The sequence below is a fragment of the Clostridium sp. C2-6-12 genome, assembly GCF_009928485.1.
GTDB lineage: Bacteria > Bacillota > Clostridia > Clostridiales > Clostridiaceae > Clostridium.
This window is the reverse complement of the sequence record NZ_JAABNP010000004.1, coordinates 215,841-240,869: the sequence shown is the minus strand read 5'-3', so window position 1 is coordinate 240,869 and position 25,029 is coordinate 215,841. Positions and strand designations below refer to the sequence as shown.

At 29.3% G+C, this 25,029-nt stretch carries 20 protein-coding genes; 16 read left to right on the top strand and 4 right to left on the bottom strand.

Features of this window, described 5'->3' with window-relative positions:
• The first annotated feature begins 4 nt into the window (after positions 1-4).
• The 3 genes from GXK56_RS05415 to GXK56_RS05405 all read left to right on the top strand — a co-directional run bounded on the left by GXK56_RS05415 (position 5) and on the right by GXK56_RS05405 (position 2,922).
• Complete coding sequence (locus tag GXK56_RS05415) at positions 5-856, top strand: ABC transporter permease (protein ID WP_160685919.1); 852 nt, start codon at positions 5-7, stop codon at positions 854-856.
• A 4-nt stretch (positions 857-860) separates the two neighbouring features.
• A complete protein-coding gene (locus tag GXK56_RS05410; RefSeq protein WP_160685917.1) occupies positions 861-1,850 on the top strand; it encodes an ABC transporter ATP-binding protein in 990 nt (329 codons plus the stop codon).
• Between the two features lie 91 nt (positions 1,851-1,941).
• Positions 1,942-2,922 carry an ABC transporter ATP-binding protein gene (locus GXK56_RS05405; RefSeq protein WP_160685915.1) on the top strand — a complete coding sequence of 327 codons (981 nt, stop codon included), beginning with the start codon at positions 1,942-1,944 and terminating at the stop codon, positions 2,920-2,922.
• 222 nt (positions 2,923-3,144) lie between these two features.
• Here the strand turns inward: GXK56_RS05405 and GXK56_RS05400 are convergent, their stop codons facing one another.
• On the bottom strand, positions 3,145-4,179 hold the full coding sequence (locus GXK56_RS05400) for a LacI family DNA-binding transcriptional regulator (RefSeq protein ID WP_160685913.1): 1,035 nt from the start codon (positions 4,177-4,179) through the stop codon (positions 3,145-3,147).
• A 401-nt stretch (positions 4,180-4,580) separates the two neighbouring features.
• Between GXK56_RS05400 and GXK56_RS05395 the strand changes: the two genes are divergently transcribed.
• From GXK56_RS05395 to GXK56_RS05350, 10 genes are all read left to right on the top strand, one after another.
• Positions 4,581-6,428, top strand: coding sequence for an alpha-amylase family glycosyl hydrolase (locus GXK56_RS05395; protein ID WP_160685911.1), 1,848 nt, complete (start codon positions 4,581-4,583; stop codon positions 6,426-6,428).
• Positions 6,429-6,500: 72 nt separating this feature from the next.
• Positions 6,501-7,697, top strand: coding sequence for a maltose ABC transporter substrate-binding protein (locus GXK56_RS05390; RefSeq protein ID WP_160685909.1), 1,197 nt, complete (start codon positions 6,501-6,503; stop codon positions 7,695-7,697).
• Positions 7,698-7,782: 85 nt separating this feature from the next.
• Positions 7,783-8,706 carry a sugar ABC transporter permease gene (locus GXK56_RS05385; RefSeq protein WP_160685907.1) on the top strand — a complete coding sequence of 308 codons (924 nt, stop codon included), beginning with the start codon at positions 7,783-7,785 and terminating at the stop codon, positions 8,704-8,706.
• Position 8,707: 1 nt separating this feature from the next.
• Complete coding sequence (locus GXK56_RS05380) at positions 8,708-9,619, top strand: sugar ABC transporter permease (protein WP_160685905.1); 912 nt, start codon at positions 8,708-8,710, stop codon at positions 9,617-9,619.
• 251 nt (positions 9,620-9,870) lie between these two features.
• Positions 9,871-12,564 (top strand): sigma-54-dependent transcriptional regulator, encoded by a 2,694-nt coding sequence (locus GXK56_RS05375; RefSeq protein WP_160685903.1) that lies wholly within the window; start codon positions 9,871-9,873, stop codon positions 12,562-12,564.
• A 208-nt stretch (positions 12,565-12,772) separates the two neighbouring features.
• Positions 12,773-13,090 (top strand): PTS lactose/cellobiose transporter subunit IIA, encoded by a 318-nt coding sequence (locus tag GXK56_RS05370; protein WP_160685901.1) that lies wholly within the window; start codon positions 12,773-12,775, stop codon positions 13,088-13,090.
• A gap of 74 nt (positions 13,091-13,164) precedes the next feature.
• The gene (locus GXK56_RS05365; protein WP_160685899.1) at positions 13,165-13,470 is read left to right on the top strand and encodes a PTS sugar transporter subunit IIB; all 306 of its coding nucleotides are present in this window, start codon (positions 13,165-13,167) and stop codon (positions 13,468-13,470) included.
• Positions 13,471-13,512: 42 nt separating this feature from the next.
• Positions 13,513-14,781: a PTS transporter subunit EIIC gene (locus GXK56_RS05360; RefSeq protein ID WP_160685897.1), complete on the top strand. Its 1,269-nt coding sequence runs from the start codon at positions 13,513-13,515 to the stop codon at positions 14,779-14,781.
• Between the two features lie 141 nt (positions 14,782-14,922).
• On the top strand, positions 14,923-17,208 hold the full coding sequence (locus GXK56_RS05355; protein WP_160685895.1) for a glycoside hydrolase family 2 TIM barrel-domain containing protein: 2,286 nt from the start codon (positions 14,923-14,925) through the stop codon (positions 17,206-17,208).
• 194 nt (positions 17,209-17,402) lie between these two features.
• A complete protein-coding gene (locus tag GXK56_RS05350; RefSeq protein WP_160685893.1) occupies positions 17,403-17,984 on the top strand; it encodes a Uma2 family endonuclease in 582 nt (193 codons plus the stop codon).
• A gap of 76 nt (positions 17,985-18,060) precedes the next feature.
• Here the strand turns inward: GXK56_RS05350 and GXK56_RS05345 are convergent, their stop codons facing one another.
• The gene (locus GXK56_RS05345; protein ID WP_160685891.1) at positions 18,061-18,918 is read right to left on the bottom strand and encodes an SDR family oxidoreductase; all 858 of its coding nucleotides are present in this window, start codon (positions 18,916-18,918) and stop codon (positions 18,061-18,063) included.
• A 14-nt stretch (positions 18,919-18,932) separates the two neighbouring features.
• On the bottom strand, positions 18,933-19,979 hold the full coding sequence (gene uxuA / locus GXK56_RS05340) for a mannonate dehydratase (protein WP_160685889.1): 1,047 nt from the start codon (positions 19,977-19,979) through the stop codon (positions 18,933-18,935).
• A gap of 365 nt (positions 19,980-20,344) precedes the next feature.
• Between uxuA and GXK56_RS05335 the strand changes: the two genes are divergently transcribed.
• On the top strand, positions 20,345-21,214 hold the full coding sequence (locus GXK56_RS05335) for an AraC family transcriptional regulator (RefSeq protein ID WP_160685887.1): 870 nt from the start codon (positions 20,345-20,347) through the stop codon (positions 21,212-21,214).
• A 152-nt stretch (positions 21,215-21,366) separates the two neighbouring features.
• Here GXK56_RS05335 and GXK56_RS05330 read toward each other — a convergent pair whose 3' ends face one another.
• Complete coding sequence (locus GXK56_RS05330) at positions 21,367-21,969, bottom strand: MATE family efflux transporter (protein ID WP_279283083.1); 603 nt, start codon at positions 21,967-21,969, stop codon at positions 21,367-21,369.
• A 352-nt stretch (positions 21,970-22,321) separates the two neighbouring features.
• Here GXK56_RS05330 and GXK56_RS05325 point away from each other — a divergent pair, with 352 nt between their 5' ends.
• On the top strand, positions 22,322-23,272 hold the full coding sequence (locus GXK56_RS05325) for a LacI family DNA-binding transcriptional regulator (protein WP_160685885.1): 951 nt from the start codon (positions 22,322-22,324) through the stop codon (positions 23,270-23,272).
• A gap of 274 nt (positions 23,273-23,546) precedes the next feature.
• Positions 23,547-24,830 carry an ABC transporter substrate-binding protein gene (locus tag GXK56_RS05320; protein ID WP_160685883.1) on the top strand — a complete coding sequence of 428 codons (1,284 nt, stop codon included), beginning with the start codon at positions 23,547-23,549 and terminating at the stop codon, positions 24,828-24,830.
• Positions 24,831-25,029: the final 199 nt, after the last annotated feature.

Below are 25,029 nucleotides of genomic sequence, written 5' to 3'. Positions count from 1 at the left end.
GTTTGTGAAAAATAGACGAATAAAGAATTTTAAAGATGAACTCAAAAATAGTAAAAGTGCTATTTTTTCAGTAGTTTTTATTATTTTTATTATAGTTCTTTCAGCATTTGCATTCCTAATACCTATAAATCCTGATGCAACAAACACAGCTAATATGCTTCAAACTCCAAGTATGGAGCATTTATTTGGTACTGATGAACTTGGAAGAGATTATTTAACTAGAACCATATATGGGGGAAGAGTATCACTTATAGTGGGAGTACTTGCAATGATAATTTCTACATCAATAGGCGTTTTTGTTGGGACAGTAAGCGGTTATTTTGGAGGGAAAATAGATAATATTTTAATGAGATTTGTTGATATTATATCATCTATTCCATGGTTAATACTTGTAACAGTAATAAGTATTTTCTTAAAACCAGGACTTCAAGCTATAATAATTGTAATAGGTCTATTTACTTGGATGGAGATTGCAAGGCTTGTTCGTGCAGAAACCCTTTCTATAAAGGAAAGAGAATATGTCTTATATGCAATTTCTATTGGACAATCTTCTAAAACCATAATAATTAAGCACATTATTCCAAGTGTATTTCCAACTATTATAATTGCTTCAACAACAAGTATAGCGGGAGCGATAATGACAGAATCTTCTCTTAGCTTCTTAGGACTTGGAATTCAACAGCCAATGTCGTCCTGGGGAAATTTACTTCAAAATGCGCAGGCAAATTTGCAAAGTGCTCCATATATGGCTATATTGCCAGGTATATTAATAATTCTTACAATATATTCATTTAATAAACTTGGAAATACTCTTAGAGTGCTTGTAGAGCCTAAGACTGCTGGAGGTGAACGATAATAATATGAATAAAGAAACGCTTCTTAAAGTAAAAGATTTGAAAACTACTTTTTACAGCAAGGATAACAAAATAGAAGCAGTAAGAGGAGTAAATATTGAAATAAACTCTGGAGAAATTTTAGGTATCGTAGGAGAATCAGGGAGTGGGAAAAGTGTTCTTATGAAATCTGTAATTGGAATACTTCCTAAAAATGCTAAGATAGATTCAGGGGAAGTTTATTTTGAAGAAAAGAATATATTAAATTTATCAAGCAAAGAAATGAGAAAAATCAAAGGAAAAGAAATAGCTATGATATTTCAAGATCCTATGACAGCCTTAAATCCCTTAAAGAAAATAGGGGATCACATTATAGAGGTTTTAGTTAGGCATAGAGGTGTTAATAAAAGAGAAGCTAAAAAAATGGCAATCGATGTCTTAAAGGATGTTGGAATACCAATGGCTGAAAAAAGGATTGACCAATATCCTCATGAATTCAGTGGTGGCATGAGACAAAGAGTTTTAATAGCAATGGCACTTGCTTGTGATCCTAAGCTTTTAATAGCAGACGAGCCTACAACAGCATTAGATGTAACTATTCAAGCTCAAATATTAGAACTTTTAAAGGAACTTAAAGATAAAAATAATATGTCAATAATTCTTATAACACATGATCTTGGGGTAGTAGCTAGTTTATGCAATAGAATTGCAGTTATGTATGGTGGCTTAATAATGGAAGAAGGAACTACAGAAGAAATCTTTTATTCTTCACTTCATCCATATACAAAAGCATTATTAAATTCAATACCTAAGGTAAACGGGGATGAGAAAGTAAGATTAGAACCAATAAAGGGTTCAGCACCTTCTCTATTAAATCCACCAAAGGGATGTCCATTTGCAGAAAGATGTGCATTTGCAAAGCCAGAATGTAGTAGCAAAATTCCAGAATATAAGAGCTTTAGTGAAACACATAAGAGTATGTGTCTTTTCAATTTACAATTAACAGTTAACAATTAACAATTGTGGAGGAAAAGCTGAAGGCTTTTCGATTATTATTGTGGGGTTAGATTAAAAATATTGGGTATTGGTGTTTAGAAAGGAGATAAGTATGGATAAAAATAATGACATATTAATAGAAGTAAAAGATTTAAAAAAGTATTTTCCAGTTAAAAATGGAATTATTAATAGTAAATATAATGTTATAAAGGCTGTAGATGGAGTTTCTTTGGAAATTAAAAGGGGAGAAACATTTGGATTGGTTGGAGAATCAGGTTGTGGAAAATCTACCTTAGGCAGAACAATAACTAGGCTTTATGATGTAACGGATGGAGATATATTTTTCGAAGGAACTAATATTGCCAAATTAAATAAAAAACAAATGAAAGAATATTATAAAAAAATGCAGATTATCTTCCAAGATCCATATTCATCTCTTAATCCTTATATGAATGTTAAAGAATTAATTGATGAACCTTTATCTTTACATACAAGCTTAAACAAAATTGAAAGAGAAGAAAAAATTCAAAATCTCCTTCAAATGGTTGGTCTCAAAGAAGCTGATATGGAAAAATTTCCACATGAATTTAGTGGAGGTCAATGTCAAAGAATTGGTATTGCAAGAGCAGTGTCAACCAATCCAGATTTTGTACTGTGTGATGAACCAATATCAGCCTTAGATGTATCTATACAAGCTCAAGTTGTTAATATGCTAGAGGATTTGCAAAAAGAAATGGGATTAACGTATCTTTTTGTAGCACATGATTTATCTATGGTAAGGCACATTTCGGATAGAATTGGAGTAATGTATTTAGGAAGTATTGTTGAAGTGGGAAGAAGTAATGATTTATATAAGAATCCACTTCATCCATATACAAAAGGGCTTTTATCTTCTATACCAATAGCTGATCCTATAAAAGCAAATGAGGCAAAAAGAAATATTATTGAAGGAGATATTCCAAGTCCTATGAATATTCCAACAGGATGTAGATTTCACACTAGGTGTCCATATGCAAAATCAATATGTGCTGAAGTTTCACCAGAGGAAAAAATGGTTGAAGATAATCATTTAGTTGCATGTCACCTATATTAAGCCTTACAATCATATAATTTAAAAGTATTTCTTTTTAAATTTAATAATAAATGTTTAAAATAGCCTAGAGTATTTTTATTTCTATACTCTAGGCTATTTTTGCTAGCAAATATAATTCTTTTATTTAGATTCATTTTAAACTTAAAAAATATAAAAGTATCACAAATTGGGACAATTTAATTATTAAATATCCTAATTTATCTTGATTATGATTTATATAATTTAAGATATTGTATTAACAGATTCTCTTTCAATAAAATCAACTGGATTTAAAATTGTTTCATTATGAAGTTTATCTGGAGATGAGCCTCTCTCCATTATTAATTCAACAGCTGTTTCACCCTTTGCAAAGATATCTTGGTTTACAGTAGTTAAACCTGGTATAAAAAATTTGCTGTGCTTTATATTATCAAAACCTACTATTGAAAGCTCATTTGGAACGTGGATACCATAAGAATATAGGCCTTTAATAATTCCTAAAGCTAAAATATCCGAAGTGCAAAAAAGTGCAGAAAAATTATTCAAATTATTTTTAATGGTTTCGGCAAGTATAAATCCATCATCATAAGATACTTCTGTTTGAAAAATTAAATTAGTATCGAAGCTTAAGTTGTGGAGACTGAGGGCTTTTCTAAAACCATCGAAACGATGGCTGAAAACTGAAGAAGTCCAAAAGTTTCCTGAGGCAAAGGCTATTTTTTTATGACCGTGATTTATTAAGTATTCTGTAGCCATAAAGCCGCCAGCTTCATCAGCTGATAATAAGTTTATGAATGGTTTTTCGCTTCGTTCTTGATCTAATAATATTATTGGAATTGATAACTTAGATAATACTTGATAATGTTTTTCGCCAATATATCCCAGAATTATTATTCCTGATAAATCACCTGAATTAATAAGACTTAAAAATTTTTCTTCATCATCTATACCTAGAAAGGTAGTATTAAAGCCATTTTCACTGCATTTATAATGAACTCCGCTTATAAATTCTTGGAAAAAGGGATTTTCACTAAGTATTGAACGCTTAGATTTATCTTCAAAAGGGGTAATTAAAGCAATATATTTTGACTGCTGTCTTGCAAGGCTTCTAGCAACGCTACTAGGCGTATAATTTAATTTTTTTATTGTTTCCAAAACCTTTTCTCTAGTATCAGGTGTAACTTTATTTATATTATTTATGACATAAGAAACAGTAGCAGTAGACACTTGAGCTTCTCTAGCCACATCCTTAATCGTTGACTTGCCGTTGCTTTTCATAAATGTTTCTCCTATTCATATAAAAATTTGCTTGGTTAAATATAACTAGACATTAGCATAATAATGCGTATTATTCAATATAAATAACCAGATATCTGCAAAATTTGTGAAGAAATATAACCGATTAACCAAAAATAAATAAAAAAATACAAAATAAAAATTATTGACAATGTTTACAAAAGTGATAATATAAAGATATAATCTAGATTGAAATTAAAATGTTTTAAATTTAACCGGTTAACTAAATGGATTAGAAATTATATAATATATTGCAATAATAAGTTTATAGCAAAAAGTGGATATAATCATTTATTAATAATAAAATTATAGAAATTTTATGCAATATATATTTAATTATGATTTCTTGTAAAACTTAATTTAAGGAGGCGAAAAGAAATTCTATGCAAATTTGTAATTCTAGTTGGTTAAATACTATATTTTCAGATGGTAGCGAGAGATTTTTAAGCAAACCAAACCCCAGTATTGGAGATAAGATTAAAGTAAAAATAAGAATCATACAAAAATCTCCTGTTCAAAGAGTTTATCTTAGAAGGTTAACAAATGGAGAAGAAACTTTAGTTCAAATGGAAGAAACAGAAGAGGGAAAGTATAGCGTTTATATAGCATATGTAAAAATAAATCAACCAATAATAAACTATCATTTTATAATATTAACTGAAGATCGAACTTATTTTTATAATCAATTAGGAGTATTTCAATATAACATTAATGAAGATTATGATTTTAAAATTATAGCTGATTTTCTTGAACCTTCATGGGTAAAAGAATCAATATTTTATCAAATCTTTGTTGATAGATTTTTTAATGGTGATGTAAGTAATGATGTTAAGGATTTTGAATATGAGGAGTATGGTTTCTCTTCAAAAGCAATATCTTGGAATGAACCGCCAGGTAATTATGAAGAATATGGCAATTTAAATTTTTATGGAGGCGATTTAAAGGGAATAGAAAAAAAGATTGATTATTTAAAAAATCTTGGAGTTAATGCTTTATATTTAAATCCTATATTTTCTTCACCATCAAATCACAAATATGATTGTGATAACTTCTTTAATGTGGACAAGCATTTTGGTGGAAATAAAGGGTTAGAAGAACTAGTTGAAAAATTACATGAAAATGGAATAAAGGTTATTCTTGATATTTCAATAAATCATACAGGAATAACGAATAAGTGGATTGAGGAGCATCCTGAATATTATTATGAAAAAGAAAATGGTGATTTTGAGCTTTGGAATGGAGTGAAAACATTACCAGTATTAAATTATACCAATATTGAATTACAAGACGTTATATTTAAAAGTGAAGATAGTGTATTAAAGCGCTGGCTTAAGGGTCCATACAATATTGATGGATGGAGATTAGATGTAGGTCATAATGTAGGAAAAATGAACAAGGTTCAAATGGATAAAGATATTTGGAGAGAAGTCAGACAATCAATTAAATCAGTAAATGATAATGCATATATAGTAGCTGAGCATTGGACTGATTGCAGTGAGTATCTTCAAGGTGATATGTGGGATGGAACTATGAATTATTTTGGATTTATGAGGCCAGTTAGAAGATATTTAGGAGAAAATGATAAATTCTTAAGCTGGAAAATTGATAATTTAAAAATGAAGACCAATAATGGAGAAATTTTCAAGGAAGAGGTAATAAGGCATTATGGAAAATTACCTCATCAGCTTCAAAATCTACAGCTAAATTTATTAAGCAGCCATGATTTACATAGGCTTCACACATCACCAATTATAGATAGAGATAATTTAAAGACTGCAATAGTAATGCTATTTACTTTCATCGGAGCGCCATGTATTTATTATGGAGACGAAGTGCTGATTCAAGGAAATCATTTAAGTGATCAAGGTTCAAGATATCCAATGGAGTGGAGAAGTGAATATCAAGACAAAGAAATATATGAGTTATATAAAAGGATGATTGAACTTAGAAAAAAGGAAAGTGTACTTAAAAATGGAAGCTTCAAATTTTTAAAGTGTAACAGTAAAAATGTAGTGTATAGCAGATTTAATGAAAATGAAGCAATAATATTTGTTAAGTCGCAAGATAGAAGAAAGAATTTTATTGTAATACCACTAGATTCTATTGGAGATGTAGACTCTTTGGAAATACTATATGGAGATGGCTTTAAATATGAAGTTAATCAAAATGTATTACATTGTCATGTTAATAAAGAAGAGACAATATTAATTAAGGCTTATTTAAAAAAGTAATTTAGTTAGAAATTTAACCGGTTAACTGAATTGTTAATAGGTTTACTGAATAGAAATAGGGAGGAATTAATAATGAAAAAGTCAATAAGAACTATAATAGCAGGTTTACTTTCAACAGCTGTGTTAGGAACAATGTTTATGGGATGTGGTAAAAAGGATGATCCAAATGAAATAACAATTTGGTCTCAATATCAAAATGAAGACTTAAAAATAGTCCAAGATATGGCTAACGATTGGGCTAAGCAGTCTGGACATAAAGTTAAAGTAGTTGAAGATAAAGGTGGATATGATTCTCTAGTTACAGCAGCTAAAGGTGGTAAAGCTCCAGATGTTCTTATAGGAGTTGCAAATGACCACTTAGGCGCACATGTAAAAGGAGGATTATTAGATGAAGTTAAAAGTGGTGTAATGGATGAAAGTGATTATATTGATGCAGCTTTAGAAGCAAGTGCAATTGACGGTAAGAGATATGGTGTACCTCTAACATTAGAAACTTATGTACTATTTTATAACAAAGATTTAGTAAAAACTGTACCTAAGACCTGGGATGAAATGATTGAACAAGCTAAGACAGTAGGTTTTAATTATTGCTTAAATGATTTTTATTATAGTTTAGCTTTGATTCAAGGAAATGGGGGCTATGTATTTAAGAGTAAAGATGGGAAAATTGATACTAATGATATTGGATTAAACAATCCAGGAGCCATAAAAGGTTTTGAAATGATAAATTCCCTTGCGACTTCAAATATGATTAGTGCAAGTGTTACTGGTGATATAGCTAAGGGAAATTTCCAAAATGGAAAAATAGGTTTTTATTTAAGTGGACCATGGGATGTAAATGCATTTAAATCTGCTAATGTTAATTTTGGTGTAGCACCATTTCCTCAAATAAATGGAGCCCCAACACCAACAGTTTGTGGAGTTAAACTTGCTTTAGTTCCAAGTTCTTCAAAAAAGAAGGATTTAGCATGGGACTTCATGGGTTATTTAGCTAAAAGCGGACCATATAAATTATTTAAGCAAACAGCTGCAATTCCTGTCCTTAAATCGGAACAACAAAAGGATGAAATTAAAAATGATCCTATAACTAATGTATTTGCAGAACAATCTAAACATGCTACACCTATGTCTTGTGCTCCTGAATTTGGACAAGTGTGGGAACCAGCAAAACAAAATATTACAGCCATGGTAACAGGTGAACAAAATCCAAAAGATACTGCTGATAATATTGTAAAGCAAATGAAAGAAAAAATTACAGCTATGAAATAAATATTTATTAATTTGCTGCTTCGAAATTACATATAGATATTATGATTTTTTAGCAGCAAATCGAATGTAGTAGGGAGGAGAGAAAATGGAAAAAACTAAAAGTAAAAGCAGATTTATGCCATATATTTATTCATCACCACTTATGTTATCTATATTTATATTAAGCTTTTTACCTGTTATTTATACAATATGGATAAGCTTCACGAATTTTAACTTGGACCATCTTCTTAGTTATGATTTTGTTGGATTCAAAAATTATAAAGAAATATTAACAGGTCCCTTAAAATCTATATTTTTACCTGTATTTATTTGGACTATAGTTTTTGCACTTATATCTGCTTTTGGAACATATCTTATAGGCCTTATATTTGCACTAGTGTTAAGCAATGAAAATATGAGGGAAAGGAATATATATAAAGCATTACTTATTTTGCCATGGGCAATTCCAGGAACAATTTCTATGCTTGCATGGACTGGATTATTAAATCAAGATTATGGTGGAATAAATATAGTATTAACTAAATTCCATCTTATTGATAATAATATTCCATGGCTTACAAGCGTATTTTGGGCAAGAGTTGGAGTTATAATGGTTAATCTATGGCTAGGGTTTCCTTGGATGATGAATGTATGTTTAGGTGCATTGTCAGCAGTTGATAAATCCTATTATGAGGCAGCCAAAATTGACGGAGCAAGTAGATTTGCAAGGTTTAGATATATTACTTTGCCATCAATTACAGCATCATCACTTCCTTTGCTTATATCAGGCTTTGCATTTAACTTTAATAATTTTATGATCGCATATATTCTTACAGAGGGTGGACCACCAAGATTAGATACACCTTATGCAGGAGCGACAGATTTACTTGGAGGAGCAGCATATAAATTAACTGTATCATCATTTAAATATGATTATTCTGCAACATTAAGTGTATTAATATTTATTATAGTTGGAACATTAAGTCTGTTACAAATGAAGAAAACAGGTGCATTTCAGGAGGTGGATTAATATGCAGGCAAACGCAGTACAATTAGATGTAAATGAAATTAATAACGAATCTATTAGTAAAATTAAATATTGCAAAAAATTAACTGGTTTTGAAAAAAAAGAATTATGGTTTCAAAGATTATTTATATGGATTTCTATAGCAGTGATATTTTTTCCAATATTATGTGTTATAGGAGCTTCACTTGGAACTGGTGATGCATTCTTTAATGGAACAATTATACCTGAAAAAATAACTTTCAATAACTATATAGAAATATTCACAAGTGACAGCACAGATTTTATTGGTGCATTTGGCAGAACCTTTGCGGTTTGCGCAGGGGTTGGAATTATACAAATTGTAATGACAGTAACTGCATCATATGCAGTGTCTAGAATGAGATTTAAAGGGAGAAAATATGGATTATTATCTCTTTTAATACTTCAAATGTTTCCGTCCACTATGACAATATCAGCAATATATGCAATTGTGTCACAATTTGAATTGCAAGGAAATATGCTTGTGTTAATTTTATTCTTAGCTGGCGGAAGCGCTTTTAATGTATGGCTTTTAAAGAACTTTATGGATGGAATACCAAGGGAATTAGATGAATCAGCTAAGGTTGATGGAGCTACACATTGGCAGATATTTACTAAAATAATACTTCCACTCACAAGACCAATGATAGCAGTAATGTTTTTCTTTAGTGTTCAAGGAACCTATAATGAATTCATTCTTTCTAACATGATATTAAACACTCCGGAAACCCAAACTATAATGTGCTTATTAAGATCGTTTATAAGTGGGAATTTTAACAGGCATTGGACTATATTTGCAGCAGGCTCAATAGTAGCGTCAATTCCGTTAGTAGTATTATTTATGTGTTTGCAAAAATTTATTGAAAAGGGATTAGTTGCTGGGGCTGTAAAAGGATAAATTCATTTGTAGAAATCTATTTTATACTCGATAAAATATTTACCACTAAGGTTTTATAATACTTAAAAAAATTATTATAAAACTTTAGTGGTAATTTTTTAAAATCAAATATTGCTGATATTAGCAATTAAATCTAGAGTGATCGAATAAGCTGTTTTTGCAAGTTACATAGCAAGAATAACATATTTAGTATTCATATAATTATGATATACTTAAAATTATAGTAATACTAAGAAAGAGGATTTTTATTTATGAAAAGAATTGAATTAATTCTCATGAAGCTTAAAGAAAAATTGAATACAAATCCCAATGGATGTTCTGCAACGGAAATTGCTGAAGAGTTAAACCTTATCAGAGGTAATGTAAGCAATGATTTAAATAAGTTGGTGAATCAAGGCCTAGCTATTAAGATAAAAGGAAAACCAACCTTATTTATTGCTGTTTCTGATGATGAAAAAGAAGAAGCTGGAATACCTATTATAAATCAATTCTCAGAAGCTAATCCTAGTTTATATACAGCAATAGAACAGGCTAAGGCTGCTATATTATATCCACCTAATGGTATGAATATATTGTTGCTGGGAGAGACTGGTGTTGGGAAGTCTACTTTTGCAGGTTTAATTTATAAGTATGCAATTGAAATGAAGGTAAAGTCTAAAGATAGTCCATTTGTAACTTTTAATTGTGCTGATTATGCAAACAATCCTCAATTATTGCTTGGACAATTGTTTGGGATAAAAAAGGGAGCATATACAGGTGCTGATTTTGATAGAGTAGGTCTTTTAGAAAAAGCTGATGGTGGAATCTTATTTCTTGATGAAGTTCATAGACTGCCAGCAGAAGGACAGGAAATGTTTTTTACTTTCATGGACAGAGGAGTATACAGAAGACTTGGAGAAACTGATAGTGAAAGAAGTGCAAAGGTACTTATAATAACAGCAACAACTGAAGATCCTAACACAACTTTACTTCAAACTTTCACTAGAAGAATCCCAATGGTTATAAATATACCATCTTTACGAAATAGAGGAATGGAAGAAAGATTTAGTCTTATAAAGCAATTTATGATAGAAGAGTCTGGGCGTTTAGGAAAGAGTATTAAAGTTTCAGTAAATTCATTGAAAGCTTTTTTATCTTATGATTGTCCTAATAATATAGGCCAGTTGAGATCTGATATTCAGCTTACCTGTGCTAAGGCATATGCGGAGTTTCTTTCCAATAGAAAAGATGAAATAAGAATAAGCAGCTTAGAATTACAATCATATATTAGAGAAGGTTTATATAAAGAAGTTGAGCATAGACAACTATGGAATAAGCTAATTGATATAAACAATAGGTATTGTATCTTTGATAAAGATGAAAAGCAAATGATTTTTGAAGAAAGTGAATATGAGTCTAATATTTATGAAATGCTAGATGCAAAAACAAGAGACCTTAAAGCAAAAGGAATAGAAGGCAAACAATTTGAAGAAGAAATGGAAAGTGATATAGACGAATATTTCAAAAATTATATGATTAAATTTCATAACAATGTACATTCAACAAATTTAGAGAATATTATAGAACCATATATTATGACTATGATAAAAAAAGTAATTAAATTTTGTGAAGCAGAATTACAACATGAGCTTGAAAAACAGATATATTATGGGTTAGCAGTTCACATAAGTAATTCTATAGATAGAATTAAAAGAAACAAGAAAATAGAAAATCCTAATTTAAATAAAATAAGAAAAGATTATAGTAGAGAATTTAACATTGCAATAGATGCCTTAAAGATAATAGAAGAGTCAATAGATATAGAAGTTCCTATTGATGAAGCAGGATTTATTACTATGTTTCTAATTTACAATAATAAAAAAATTAAAAACATACAGGATAATGTAAAAGTAATAATAATTGCTCATGGCGAAGGAACGGCTACATGTATGGCCAATGCGGTAAATGGGCTTTTGGGTACACAATATACAAAAGGGATAAATGCACCAATAGAAGAGAAACCTAAAGTTATATTAGAAAAGACCAAGGAGTATATTAGAGAAAATAAAATTAAAGCAGATATTTTGTTTTTAGTAGATATGGGTTCTTTATTAACCTTTGGAAAAGAAATAGAAAAGGAATTTAAATTAAAGACAAGGACAATTCCACTAGTGAGTACTTTACATTGCATTGAAGCAACTAGAAAAGCTATGATTGGATATACTTTAGATGAAATATATAGAGACACCTTAGAGGTAAATAATCTATATGATAATAATGTATTAGATTATATTCCAGAAACACCTGAAGAAAGAAAATTAGCAATTGTAACAATATGTACTACAGGTGAAGGCAGTGCTAAAACAATGAAGATATTACTAGAAAGAACCTTGAAATTTGAAAATAATTTTCTAGAAATTGTACCTATTAATTTTATAGGAAAAGAAAGCGTATACAGAAAACTGGATAAATTGTCAAATAAATACGAAATAATTTGTTTGGTTAGTCCTTTTGAGCTGGAGATTGATTATTTGCAATATAACTTAGATGATGTTATTGAGGGAAATTGTATAGAAAATATACAGGATTTAATAAATAGGGAAAAAGTTTATGCCAAGATGGAAGAAACTTTGGAACATCAGTTGAAAAACGTTGAAGGAAGGGTAGTTCTTAATGATATAAAGAGATTTACTACAACTGTTACTAAAGTGTTAAATATTAAGCTAACTTCAAATACAATCATTGGTATAACTCTTCATATGGCAGTAATGATTGATAGATTATGTGGTGACGGCCAAATAGATGCATATAAAAATACAGACTTATATATAAAAGAAAATTCAGAGTTATATAGGATAATAAAAAGTGAATGTTCAAGATTAAATACCAAGTATACAATTTATATTTCTGATGATGAAATATGTTATCTTATGAATCTGTTTACTATGAAGGGGAGAAAAAAATAAAGCACATTATCAATGTGCTTTAGAAAGTTTTCGAAAAGTAAAGCACATAAATTACTTTTTGAAAGCTTTTTTTTGTTAAGTTAAATCGGCTAAAATACAAGCTTGAAAATAATATGTAGCTTTTTTAAAAGTTTTTTTGCTTTGGCACGAAAGTTGCTTTATATATTAGTAAGATGCAAATCAAATAATTGAAATAGAAGGTGAAGACATGGAAGAATTATCAATGGATCAAGTAGTCATGGAATTAGTCGTAAACGGAGGAAATGCAAGAAGTAAATCCATGGAAGCTATTAAAGCAGCTAAGGCAGGAGATTTAGAATTAGCAAAAGAAAAAATAAAGGAAGCAAATGATGCTTTAAATAAAGCCCATAATTTTCAAACTAGCTTAATTCAAAAAGAAGCAGGTGGAGAAGGAGTACAAATTAGTTTATTAATGATACATGCTCAGGATCATTTAATGAATGCTATGACCGTAAGAGATTTAGCAAAAGAAATGGTTTCAATGTATGAGGAGTTTAGAAAATAATTATTAATGAAAAATAAATTTAGTTATCAAATGAAAATAAAATATAAATAAAAAAGTTTTAGGAGGACGAAAAAATGAGATATATAACTTTAGTATGTGCAGCAGGTATGTCAACAAGCATCTTAATGGCTAGAATGCAAGAAAGTGCAGAAAAACAAGGGATTGAAGCAAAAATTATTGCTATGTCAGAATCAAAATTTGAAGAATATGAGGAACCAACAGAAGTTTTACTTTTAGGGCCACAAATTGAATATTTAGCAGATGAGATGAAAGAGCAATATGAACCTAAGGGAATTAAAGTAGCAGTAATAGATATGATGGATTACGGAACACTTAATGGTGAAAAAGTATTAAAAGATGCACTTGCATTATTAGATTAATTGAGAAAAATTAGGATAAATATTTATTGAGGAGGAATTATTATGTCAAATTTTGATGCAAAAGCTATATCTAAGAAAATATCCCCAGTATTAAATAAAATTCAAAAAAGTAAATTAGCTAATGGTATTTCTGGGGGAATGATGGTAGCTATGCCAGTAACACTTTTTGGTGCATTTGCTGCATTGTTTTTAAACGTGCCAATTCCAGCGTGGAAAAGTTTTATTGCGGCAACAGGAATTGCATATGCATTAAATGCAGCTATAATGTTTTCAACAAATTTTTTAGCTGTAGTTTTTGGAGTGACTATAGCAAGCAGTTATGCAAAGCAGTATAAAGAAGATGGAACAGTGCCATCACTATTAGCTTTGGTTTGTTTTTTCATAGTAACGCCGTTTACTACAGATAAGGGAGGAACTACACTCTCTATGTACTGGTTAGGGGCACCTGGTATATTTTCAGCTATGATTATTGCTATAGTATCAACTAGAGTATACATATATATTAAGCAAAAAGGGATCACTATTAAGATGCCTTCAACGGTACCACCAGTTGTATCTAATAGTTTTAGCAGTTTAATACCTGGTTTTGTATCTATTATCATATTTATGACTGTGGCAGCTCTTTTTGGAGCAACTTCATTTAAAACTATGCATCAATTTATATATAACTTTGTTCAAACTCCACTACAAGGTGTTGGTGGAAATATTGTATCAATAATAATTTTATGGACATTTGCACAAGTATTATGGTTTTTTGGTATTCATGGAACATTGGTTATTTATTCAGTTGTACTTCCAATATTTACAGCAATGGATGCTGCACAATTAGCAGCATATTCAGCAGGGGAGGCTCTTCCTAATATAACAGGTAGAGCGTTTGTGAGTACGTATACAATGTCTGCTAGTGCCATTGGATTTGCATTACTGATGTTATTTGCAGCTAAAAGTAAACAATATAAAACTTTAGGAAAGCTAACAACAATACCAGCTCTTTTTGGAATTAGCGAACCATTAGTGTTTGGTACACCTCTTGTTTTTAATTTCAAATTTGTAATACCATTTGTGTTTATGAATGCAATTAACTTAACTATTGCTTATTTTCTAACAGCAATAGGAATAGTTCCAAGAGTTGCAGGAATATCAGGTATGAGTGGAATACCAATAGTAGTTACTGGTTTTATAGAAGGAAGCTGGAAAATAGCTGTATTACAAGTTGTACTTGTAGGTTTATCAACGTTAGTATGGTATCCATTCTTCAGAAAAGCAGATAAAGAAGCTTATGAATTAGAACAAAATACAGAAAATCAATAGTAAATGCTTTAGGTATGATAATTGGCAAATTTGAGCTTTATTGACTAGATACCTTAGCTTTTATATAAATAAGCTTAATTTAAACCACCACTTTTTTAGTGGTGGTTGAATTTATAATTTCATATATGTGGAGGAAAAGTTATGAAAACAATAGATTTAAATGATAACTGGTTATTTACAAAAGAAAATAGCCAAGTTTATATAGATAAAGAAATAGATAAAGGCGATAATGTTAATTTACCACATTGTTTTAATGCTGTGGATGGACAAAGTGGAGATGGTATGTTCAAAGGAGAATGCTGTTATCAAAGAAAACTAAATATAACAGAGGAAGATCTGGAGAAATTTATATTTATTGAAATAGGAGCAGCAAGTCTTGTAGCTAAAGTATATGTTAATGGGAAATTAGCAGGGGAAAGTAAATGTGGATTTTCAATGTTTAGGGCTCATATTACTTCTTTCTTGAGATGTGGAGAAAACCTTATTTCAATTACTGTGGATAATAGTCGTCATGATGATGTTTATCCTCTTATGGCTGATTTCTCATTTTACGGAGGTATATATCGAGAAGTTAAACTTATAATGTTAGAAGCTCTTCACTTTGACTTATTAGAAAATAGTAGAGATGGCATATATTTAACTCAAAAGGGAATTGGGGAAGATAAGTTTGAATTAAAGATAAATGGAAAAATTATAAATGAATTAACAGAAGTTAAAGCTTCTAAAGTTGAATTTAAATTATTAGATAAAGAAGAAAATATTACATTTAACAAAACAATTAATCTTGAGGTCTCAAAGGAAGCAGAATTTGAATTAATAGAAGAGATAAATAACCTTGAGTTATGGCAAGGAATAGAAAATCCTTATCTTTATAAATTTGAAGCTGAATTATATTGTGAAGGAGTAATATGTGATAAACGAAGCATAGATATTGGCTTTAGAATAGTTGAAATTACTCCAGATAAAGGTGTATTTTTAAATGGAAAAGCTATTAAGTTTAATGGTGTAAGCCGTCATCAGGATTTTGCAGGCATAGGTAATGCTTTAACTAAAGAACATATGGATTTAGATATGTCAATTATTAAAGAAATAGGTGCAAATACTGTAAGACTTGCTCATTATCAACATAATGATTATTTTTATAGTCTTTGCGACCGTGAAGGTATATTAGTTTGGGCTGAAATTCCATTTATAAGTGTTCCAACTACTTCAGATAAGGATAATACTAATGCTAAGGAACAACTAGAAAGATTAATTAAGCAGGCCTATAATCATAGTTCAATTTATTGCTGGGGAGTTCAAAATGAAATTACAATAGCAATAGAAAATGAACAAATATATGAAATGGTAAAAGAACTTGCAGTGATAGCTAAAAATTTAGATTCAAACAGATTTATTGCACAAGCTAATATTCATTCTGTAGCTAATGAAAGTCCATTAAACGAATTAACTGATTTTGTAGGATATAACTTATATTATGGTTGGTATTATAAAGAAATGCAGGAGTTAGGAACAAGATTAGATGAATTCCATAAAGTAAGGCCTAATACACCAGTTATGGTTACAGAATATGGAGTTGATACTAATCCAAAGCTTCACTCATATAATCCAACGGTAAAAGATTATACAGAAGAATATCAATTATTGTTCCAAAATAATGCTCTTAAAACTTTCAATGAAAGATCATTTATTTTAGGTGGATATGTATGGGCTATGTTCGATTTTGGAAGTGAAATAAGAAATGAAGGTGGAGAAAAGGGAAGAAATCAAAAAGGCTTAGTGACTATAGATAGAAAGCTTAAAAAGGATTCATTTTATTTATGCAAAGCTTATTGGTCAAAGGAACATTTTGTTAAGTTAGCTGGCAGTAGATTTGTAAACAGACATGAAGAAATGAATGATATAGTGGTGCTTTCAAATATTAAGCATATTAAACTTTATGTTAATGATGAATTTGTAAGTGAAATCAATAGCAGTGAACCAATGAAAAAATTTGAAGCCGTTAAGTTGACTTTAGGAGAAAATAAAATTAAGGCAGAAGCTTTTGATGAAGCAGGAAATACTTATATTGATGAAATGATTTTAAAGCATGTTAAGGAAGCTGATGAAAGCTATGTACTTAAAAAACCAGAAGAACAAACACATGTAACTAACTGGTTCCAAAAATTCGATTTATCAAATGTACAAGAAGTGGCAATTAAAGAAGGGTATTATTCAACCTTTGATACAATTGAAGAGCTTTATAAAAATAATGAAGCAAAAGCTGTATTTATTAAATATTTTGGAGATATAGCTGAAAGTCAACAATTTAAAGTTATGATGGGGTTAATGACTATAGATAGTATGTCTAAGAGATCAAGATTTAATATACCAAAAGAATTATTAACTGTTATTAATACAGAATTGAATGTTATAGAAAAGAAATAAAAAATGAATTTTTTCAGCTAATTCTTTTAAAGAAGAAAGTCAGATAAACTTCACATAAATCTATAGTTACTCTGTCAATATTGTGATAAACTAATTTTAGATAATTAAACTTTCCAAACTGGTGAAAATAACACTACATTGTTAAAGAATAAGAATGTGCAAGAATTTTTAAATAGTTAAAGGATGTGATATTAATGGCTATGAATCCAATAGATAATAAAATATATACTTATGATGATTATTTAAAATTTCCTGAAGATACAATAGTAGAAATTATTGATGGGAGAATATCTGCAATGTCACCAGCTCCAAGTAGAATACATCAAGAAATAATAACCGAAATCTTAAGTGAATTAAGAAATTGCATTAGATTAAATAATGGTCCATGTAAAGTTTACGCAGCTCCTTTTGATGTTGTATTAAAAAATGAAGAAGAAGAAGTAGGCAATAGTAAGAATATAGTTCAACCAGATATATCAGTTATATGTGATAAAAATAAATTAACTGATAATGGTTGTACTGGTTCTCCTGATATGATTGTTGAAGTTGTATCTCCATCTAATTCAAGAGATGATTACGTAAAAAAACTAAACCTCTATGAACAATTTAAAGTAAAAGAATATTGGATTGTTAATCCTATAAAGAAAAATATATTAGTATATGCTTTAAATGATAAAGGTTATGATATGCCTGACATGTATACTTTTAATGATAAGGTTAAAGTTAATATTTATGATAATTTAGAAATAGATTTTAGCACTTTTAATCTCTCATAAATTTAATAGAATAATTTAAAGAGCCATGAATTTCATGGCTCTTTAAATATAAAATGGAATTCCTTTGTAAGTACGGTTAAACTCCCGAATAAGCTGAGAAACCACCATCTATTGGTATAACTATACCATTTACAAAGCTTGAGGCATCTTCATTTACTAAGAATAGAAGTGCACCTATAAGCTCTTCAGCCTCACCAAATCTTCCCATTGGAGTAGCATTTAAAATCTTGTGAGAACGCTCAGTATAGCTTCCATCTGCATTTTTAAGAAGTGCTTCATTTTGTTTTGTTACAAAGAAGCCAGGAGCTATAGCATTAACTCTTATGCCAACCTTTGACATATGAACTGCTAACCATTGTGTGAAGTTTGATACTGCAGATTTTGCACCTGAGTATGCTGGTATTTTTGTAAGTGGAGTGAAGGCATTCATTGATGAAACATTGATAATGCTACAGCCTTTTCTTCCAATCATATCTCTTGAAAATTCTTGAGAAGGAAGTAAAGTTCCAAGGAAGTTTAAGTCAAATACAAATCTAATTCCATCTTCATCAAGATCGAAGAAAGTTACAAGATCTTTGTTTTCTTCCTTTAAATCTTCTTCATATAAATATTCTTTAGTAGTTGTTCCTTTTGGATTGTTACCACCAGCTCCATTTATTAAAATGTCGCAAGGACCAAACTTTTCTAAAATAACTTCATGAGCTTTTTTAAGACTTGCTTTATCAAGAACATTAGCTTCAACGCCTATAGCAGTTTTTCCATTAGCTACAACTTCAGCTGCTTTTTTTTCTGCACTTTCTAAGCTTCTATCTAGGATTGCAACTTTTGCACCACACTCAGCTAAGGCATCAACCCAAGAACTTCCAAGTACTCCAGCTCCACCAGTAACAACTACAACTTTATTATTTAAATCTACATTAAAAGGTAATTTCATTATAAATCTCTCCTTTATTTATTAGTTTTTCCTAGAGTTTCCCAAATTCCTGCAATATACATAGCGCCTAAAGCACGGTCATATAAACCGTATCCGGGTCTTCCAGTTTCTCCCCAAATCATTCTTCCATGGTCTGGACGAAGATATCCATCAAATTTATTTTTATGAAGTACTTTCATAATTTCAACAATATCTAATGAACCACAAGGTGAGTAGTGAGCACTTTCTTCAAAGCTTCCATCTTCAAGAAGCTTAACATTTCTAACATGCATAAAGTGAATACGACCTTGGCTAGAGTATTTATCTACCATTTCAACAATATTATTAAAGCTTGCTGATCCAAGAGAACCTGTACAGAAAGTAAGTCCATTATACTTACTATCAACTAACTTTAAGAATCTATCTAAATTCTTTTCATTTGTTATTATTCTTGGAAGCCCAAAAATGTTATATGGAGGATCATCTGGATGAATTGCCATCTTAATATCATTTTGTTCAGCAACTGGAATAATTTGCTTTAAGAAGTATTCTAAGTTGCTCCATAAAGCTTCTTCATCAACTTTTGAATATTGCTTGAATAAATCTGCAAGTTGATCCTTTGTATAGCTTGAATCCCAGCCTGGAAGTGATAATTCACCAGTAAGAGGATCCATTTTTTCAAGTTGTTCTTTATAATAAACAAGAGCAGTTGAACCATCTTCTAAAACTTTATCAAGTTGAGTTCTAGTCCAGTCAAATACAGGCATAAAGTTATAACAAATTACTTTAACTCCAGCTTTTGCAAGACGTCTTATGTTTTCTTTATAATTTTCAATATATTTGTCTCTTGTAGGTAAGCCAAGCTTTATGTCTTCATGTACAGGAACACTTTCAATAACATCAAAATTTAAGCCTACACCTTCAACTTCAGCTTTTAATTTAAGTATGCTTTCATTGCTCCATATTTCTCCTACAGGAACATCATAAATTGCAGTTACAATACTATTCATACTTGGAATTTGTCTAATGTATTGAAGCTTAACAGCATCGTCAGCTCCATACCATCTAAATGATAATTTCATATTATTAATCCTCCAGTTCTAAATTAATTTTTGTTTCAAATTTTAATGATTTATAGAGCATAAATTTGGTTTGTTTAATAAATAAAAAGAATTAAATTAAAGCTTTTTTTGCAATTAAATCAAAAAAATATATTTAAGTATTTTATTTTATTAATACAAGTTCGAATTTTTGTTCAAATTATTATAAATACATGCACTATAACTGTGAAACAACTAATATTTATATTATAATTATAAAAGTAATATAAAAAATATAATATGTTATTATTGCTATATGACTTGCAAAAAATGCTCATATAAAATAATCTTAGATTAAAGAAACTTTTAATGGTTTTATTTATAAAAATATGAAAGGTGTAATAATAGTGAAAAAAAGAACTCATGAATATCAAAGCAGACAATATATGCTGAAAAATGATTATGAGATTTATCATTATTTAAATGATGATATAAAAAGCGTAAACATTCATCATCATGACTTTTATGAATTATATTATTTTATTTCTGGCGATGTTAAGTATTTAATAGAGGGTAAAGTATATTATTTAAAACCAGGAAATTTAGTATTAATAAATTCCAAAGAACTTCACCAAGCTGTTATAAACTCAGGAGAAAATACTTATGAAAGAATAGTACTTTGGATAGATAAAGAATTTTTAAAACAGCTTTCAACATCTAAAACTGAGTTATCAGCTTGTTTTGAAAGTGATGATAAAAGGAATGTCTTGGAAATGAGCTTGGAAGATCAGAAGAGTATAAGATTAATTTTAAATAAGATTATTAGTCTTGAGAATTATAGTGGAGTTGGCCATGAACTACTTTATAAAGTATATATTATTGAGCTAATGATATATATAAATAATTTAGCTTTTAATGTTCAAAGTGTAGGAAACATTGAGATAAAGAAAAGTAAGATAATTGATCAAATAATAGGTTATATTAATAATCATATAGATGAAGATATTATAATTGATGATATTGCAAAGGAGTTTTATATTAGCAAGTTTCATCTTTCAAGGAAATTTAAAAAATATACAGGAACAACAATTCATAGATACATTATTCAAAAGAAGCTTATTGAAGCAAAGGAATTAATACTTAAAGAAATGCAAATTAAAGATGTATATAAGCAATGTGGATTTGGTGATTATTCTAATTTTTTTAGAGCATTTAAAAATGAATATGGGATTACACCAAAGCAATTTTATGAAGTAATGAAAAATAGTGAAGATTAGAAATTGACTTTAATAATGTAAATAAAATGACACAGGGTTTAACGACTGTGTCATTTTTAATAACATTAGTTAAAAGCATATAATTGAATTTCATCATTTATTTCAAGTTTGCTTGTTACGAGAAAGAATTATTATAAGTGTATATTTTAGGACTAATTAGGTGAACCATATTTTAGAACATAATTCTTTGACTCAGTTTGCTCTGTAATTTTTATAAAGGATTTTCTGCATGTCCAACCTTCGTAGCTTATCATTAGAACCCAGCCAATAGCAGTTGCATAGCATAAACCTGGTAAGCCAAAGTATGGTGCAAGAAGATATGAAAAACCAACTCTTATAGAAATCTGCATAGTAGTTGCTATAAAGGTTGTAGATAATTTTCCAATTCCTCTAAACATGCCCTGAAAAATGTTACAAAAGCCTGAAAGCACATAAAAGATGGACATTGCCTTTAAATATTGAATGCCAAGTGAAATAACTTCTTTTTCTGAACCTGAAACAAACAAAGTCATAATACCTTCAGTGTAAAAAAATATGATTAGCGAAGTAATAATAGAATAAATAGTGATTATTATTGTACTCTTTTTAAAACCATCAATTATTCTTAAGTTTTTACCAGCACCTTTATTTTGAGCAGTATAAGTTGCTATAGAGGAACTTAAACTATCTTCTGATGAAAGTGTAAAGGAGTTAACTCTGGTAACAGAATTATAAGCAGCTATAGCATTTGTTCCATAGTGATTGACTTTTCTTATATAAATTAACTAACAAGGACAATGCGTTATTTTAGTTTAATTTATTGTATTTTAAAAATTATTTTTGATTATTTGTAAAGTGGTGTAAAAAATATAGAATATAGAAGACATAGAGAGAAAAATATATGAAAACGATTGACGATGCCTAAATTTAAAGAAAAATATAATTTTACAATATAATAAATATGCTATAAAATACAGATAGGTAGATTTATCAAATATTTGTGGAATCAAAATTGGTAGCGCTACCAATACCCCTGTAAACCATTTTTGAAAAGTGGTAGTGCTACCTATGGATTTTATTATTTTTAAAATTGGTAGCGCTACCAAAAAAATAAGGAGGATTCACTAAATGGCGACAATTAAGGATGTAGCAGAAAAAGCTGGAGTTGGAACAACAACTATTTCAAGAGTTATAAATAACAGTTCTTTAGTATCTGATAAAACCAAAAAGAAAGTTTTAGATGCAATGAATGAATTAAACTATTCCCCTAATAATTTAGCACGTGGTCTTGCTAGTTATTCAACATATATGATAGCTATTATAATGGACAATACCATGGATAAAGTATATGCTAATCCATTTATATACGAAGTTTTTAGAGGTGTTGAAAAGAGCATTTATGAAGGTGGATATAGTCTTCTATTGTTAGGTAAAGATACATATCGAAATGATAGATTAGCAATAGAGAATATTCTTCATGGAAAAATGGTAGATGGATTAATTTTACCGGCTGGATTAATTATGTCAGATTATTTTAAGAAAATAGAAAAATATCAACTTCCAATAGTTTCAATTGGGAAATTAGAAAAAATAAAGGATATAAGTAATGTTGATGTAGATAATGTCAATGGCGGATATTTATCAGCAGAATATTTATATAATAGGGGGTATAGGAAAATTGCTTTTGCTGGTTATACAGAGGAAAAGCTTTTTGCTAGAGATAGATATAACGGATATAAGAAATTTATTGATGAAAAAGGATTGGATATCATTACTTTAGATAAATCAATAAGCAATGCAGATTCAATTATTTGTCTTGATAATATTTGTGCATATGATATTTTAAAAAAATGCAAGGAATTAAATAGAAGGATACCAGAAGATATAGGAATTATTACTTTTGATACTTATCCATTAGTTGAGTATCTTGAGCCTAATATAACTAATGTTGAAGTTGATTTATATAAACTTGGAATTGAAGTTGGAAATGAAATGCTGAGAAAGGTTAATAAAGGAAATAGTAATGCAAGAAATATAAGAGTTCCAATTTCAATAAATGTACGTTCTTCAACTAAGTAGTAAGTTTGAAAATTTATAAACAATAGGATTAAAGATTTTAAAATCTTTAATATATAATTTAAGTTTGTATTGACTAATTACGGAAAGATACTTTAGAAAGGAGATGATAATATATAGAATTATAGTTATAAGGTTATAGATTTATTTAAATAATAATGATAGGGGGAATAAATAATTATTTGTAAACGTCTAACAAAATCTAGATGAAATATGAATGTTAATTGAATATTAATTTAATATATCTTTAACATCGAAAAACATTAGGAGGGAAAATATGAAAAAATTTTTAAAGGGCTTAATAGCTTCAAGTTTAAGTGCTATGCTTCTAGTTGGTTTTGTAGGTTGCAGTAATAACAACAAAAATGAAATTGCTCAAAAAGAAGGTAAAACAGTAGTTGAATTCTGGCATTATTGGGATGGAAATAATGGAAATGCAATAAATGAATTAGTTAATAAGTTCAATTCAGAAAATAAAGATATAGAGGTTAAAACAATTTTTGTTACAAGTGATCAGCTTATGACTAAACTTCAGACTGCGATTTCTTCTAATACAGTACCTAGTATTGCAGCAGCAGATATATCTGGTATGGCAAAGTTAAGATCATCAGGAAAGCTTCTTGAATTAGATAAATATATACAACAAAATAATATAAAAGTAGGTAATTTTTATGAATCTCTTTTGGAATATGGAAAACAGGATAATAAATTGTATTCACTTCCAGTTAGTACAAATAATCTAGCTTTATTCTATAATAAAGATTTATTTAAAGAAGCTGGATTAAATCCAGAAAATCCACCAAAAACCTGGGAAGAACTTGAACTTTATTCACAAAAAATTATAAGCAAAGATCCAACTAATTATGGATTTGAGTTTTACACTCAAGTTGGAGATAATGGTGAAGGTTTAACATGGCAATTACAACCATACTTATGGCAAACAGGGGCGGATTTTATTAAAGATGGAAAAGCAGCATTTAATAATGAAAATGGAGAAAAAGCATTAAACTTTTTAGTAAAACTGATTAATGAAAAGGTTTCACCTGTTGGATCTTGGGATGATTTTGCAAAGGGAAAATGTGCAATGGTAGTAGATGGTTCATGGATGACTGGGATATGGAAGGATTCTGTAAAATTTGATTTTGGAACTTCTATGATACCAGTACCTTCAGATAATCAATATGCAACTAATATGGGAGGAGAGCAAATATTTGCTTTCAATAAAACTGAAAAAGAAAATGATGCTGCAGCAAAGTTTATTGCTTATATTACTAGTGCAGAAACACAAATTGAATGGGATAAAAAGACATTTTTTATGCCTATAAGAAAAGATGTAGCAGAAAATGCTGACTACTTAAATTGGATAAAATCAACTGAGCCAAGGCTTATGCCATTTGTAGAACAACAAAAATATGCTCATGCAAGACCATCTATAATTGAGTATCCAGCAGCATCGCTAGAATTCGCAAAATGTATGGAAAAGGCTTACTATGGAAAAGTAAGTGTAAAAGATGCACTATCAAGTGCGGAAAAGGCAGTTAATAGTGCATTAAACAATTAAAGATTTATTTATATATTGAGGGCTATTTGTAGCAGGATAGCCACTCACAATATATTTTATATTAAATGCGAATATAAAACAATAATTTTTATAGAGGTGAAATGATGAAAAAACGAAACAAGCAGAATGTTATATCATATACGTTTTTAACACCTGCATTAGTTTTATTCGTACTATTTAGCATTATTCCTATAGTATA

Coding starts and splice junctions, on each gene's coding strand:
- GXK56_RS05395 (WP_160685911.1), top strand. CDS start 4,581: ATGCAAATTTGTAATTCTAGTTGGTTAAATACTATATTTTCAGATGGT.
- GXK56_RS05370 (WP_160685901.1), top strand. CDS start 12,773: ATGGAAGAATTATCAATGGATCAAGTAGTCATGGAATTAGTCGTAAAC.
- GXK56_RS05325 (WP_160685885.1), top strand. CDS start 22,322: ATGGCGACAATTAAGGATGTAGCAGAAAAAGCTGGAGTTGGAACAACA.
- GXK56_RS05410 (WP_160685917.1), top strand. CDS start 861: ATGAATAAAGAAACGCTTCTTAAAGTAAAAGATTTGAAAACTACTTTT.
- GXK56_RS05345 (WP_160685891.1), bottom strand. CDS start 18,918: ATGAAATTACCTTTTAATGTAGATTTAAATAATAAAGTTGTAGTTGTT.
- GXK56_RS05400 (WP_160685913.1), bottom strand. CDS start 4,179: ATGAAAAGCAACGGCAAGTCAACGATTAAGGATGTGGCTAGAGAAGCT.
- GXK56_RS05320 (WP_160685883.1), top strand. CDS start 23,547: ATGAAAAAATTTTTAAAGGGCTTAATAGCTTCAAGTTTAAGTGCTATG.
- uxuA (WP_160685889.1), bottom strand. CDS start 19,979: ATGAAATTATCATTTAGATGGTATGGAGCTGACGATGCTGTTAAGCTT.
- GXK56_RS05375 (WP_160685903.1), top strand. CDS start 9,871: ATGAAAAGAATTGAATTAATTCTCATGAAGCTTAAAGAAAAATTGAAT.
- GXK56_RS05355 (WP_160685895.1), top strand. CDS start 14,923: ATGAAAACAATAGATTTAAATGATAACTGGTTATTTACAAAAGAAAAT.
- GXK56_RS05360 (WP_160685897.1), top strand. CDS start 13,513: ATGTCAAATTTTGATGCAAAAGCTATATCTAAGAAAATATCCCCAGTA.
- GXK56_RS05350 (WP_160685893.1), top strand. CDS start 17,403: ATGGCTATGAATCCAATAGATAATAAAATATATACTTATGATGATTAT.
- GXK56_RS05380 (WP_160685905.1), top strand. CDS start 8,708: ATGCAGGCAAACGCAGTACAATTAGATGTAAATGAAATTAATAACGAA.
- GXK56_RS05385 (WP_160685907.1), top strand. CDS start 7,783: ATGGAAAAAACTAAAAGTAAAAGCAGATTTATGCCATATATTTATTCA.
- GXK56_RS05405 (WP_160685915.1), top strand. CDS start 1,942: ATGGATAAAAATAATGACATATTAATAGAAGTAAAAGATTTAAAAAAG.
- GXK56_RS05390 (WP_160685909.1), top strand. CDS start 6,501: ATGAAAAAGTCAATAAGAACTATAATAGCAGGTTTACTTTCAACAGCT.
- GXK56_RS05365 (WP_160685899.1), top strand. CDS start 13,165: ATGAGATATATAACTTTAGTATGTGCAGCAGGTATGTCAACAAGCATC.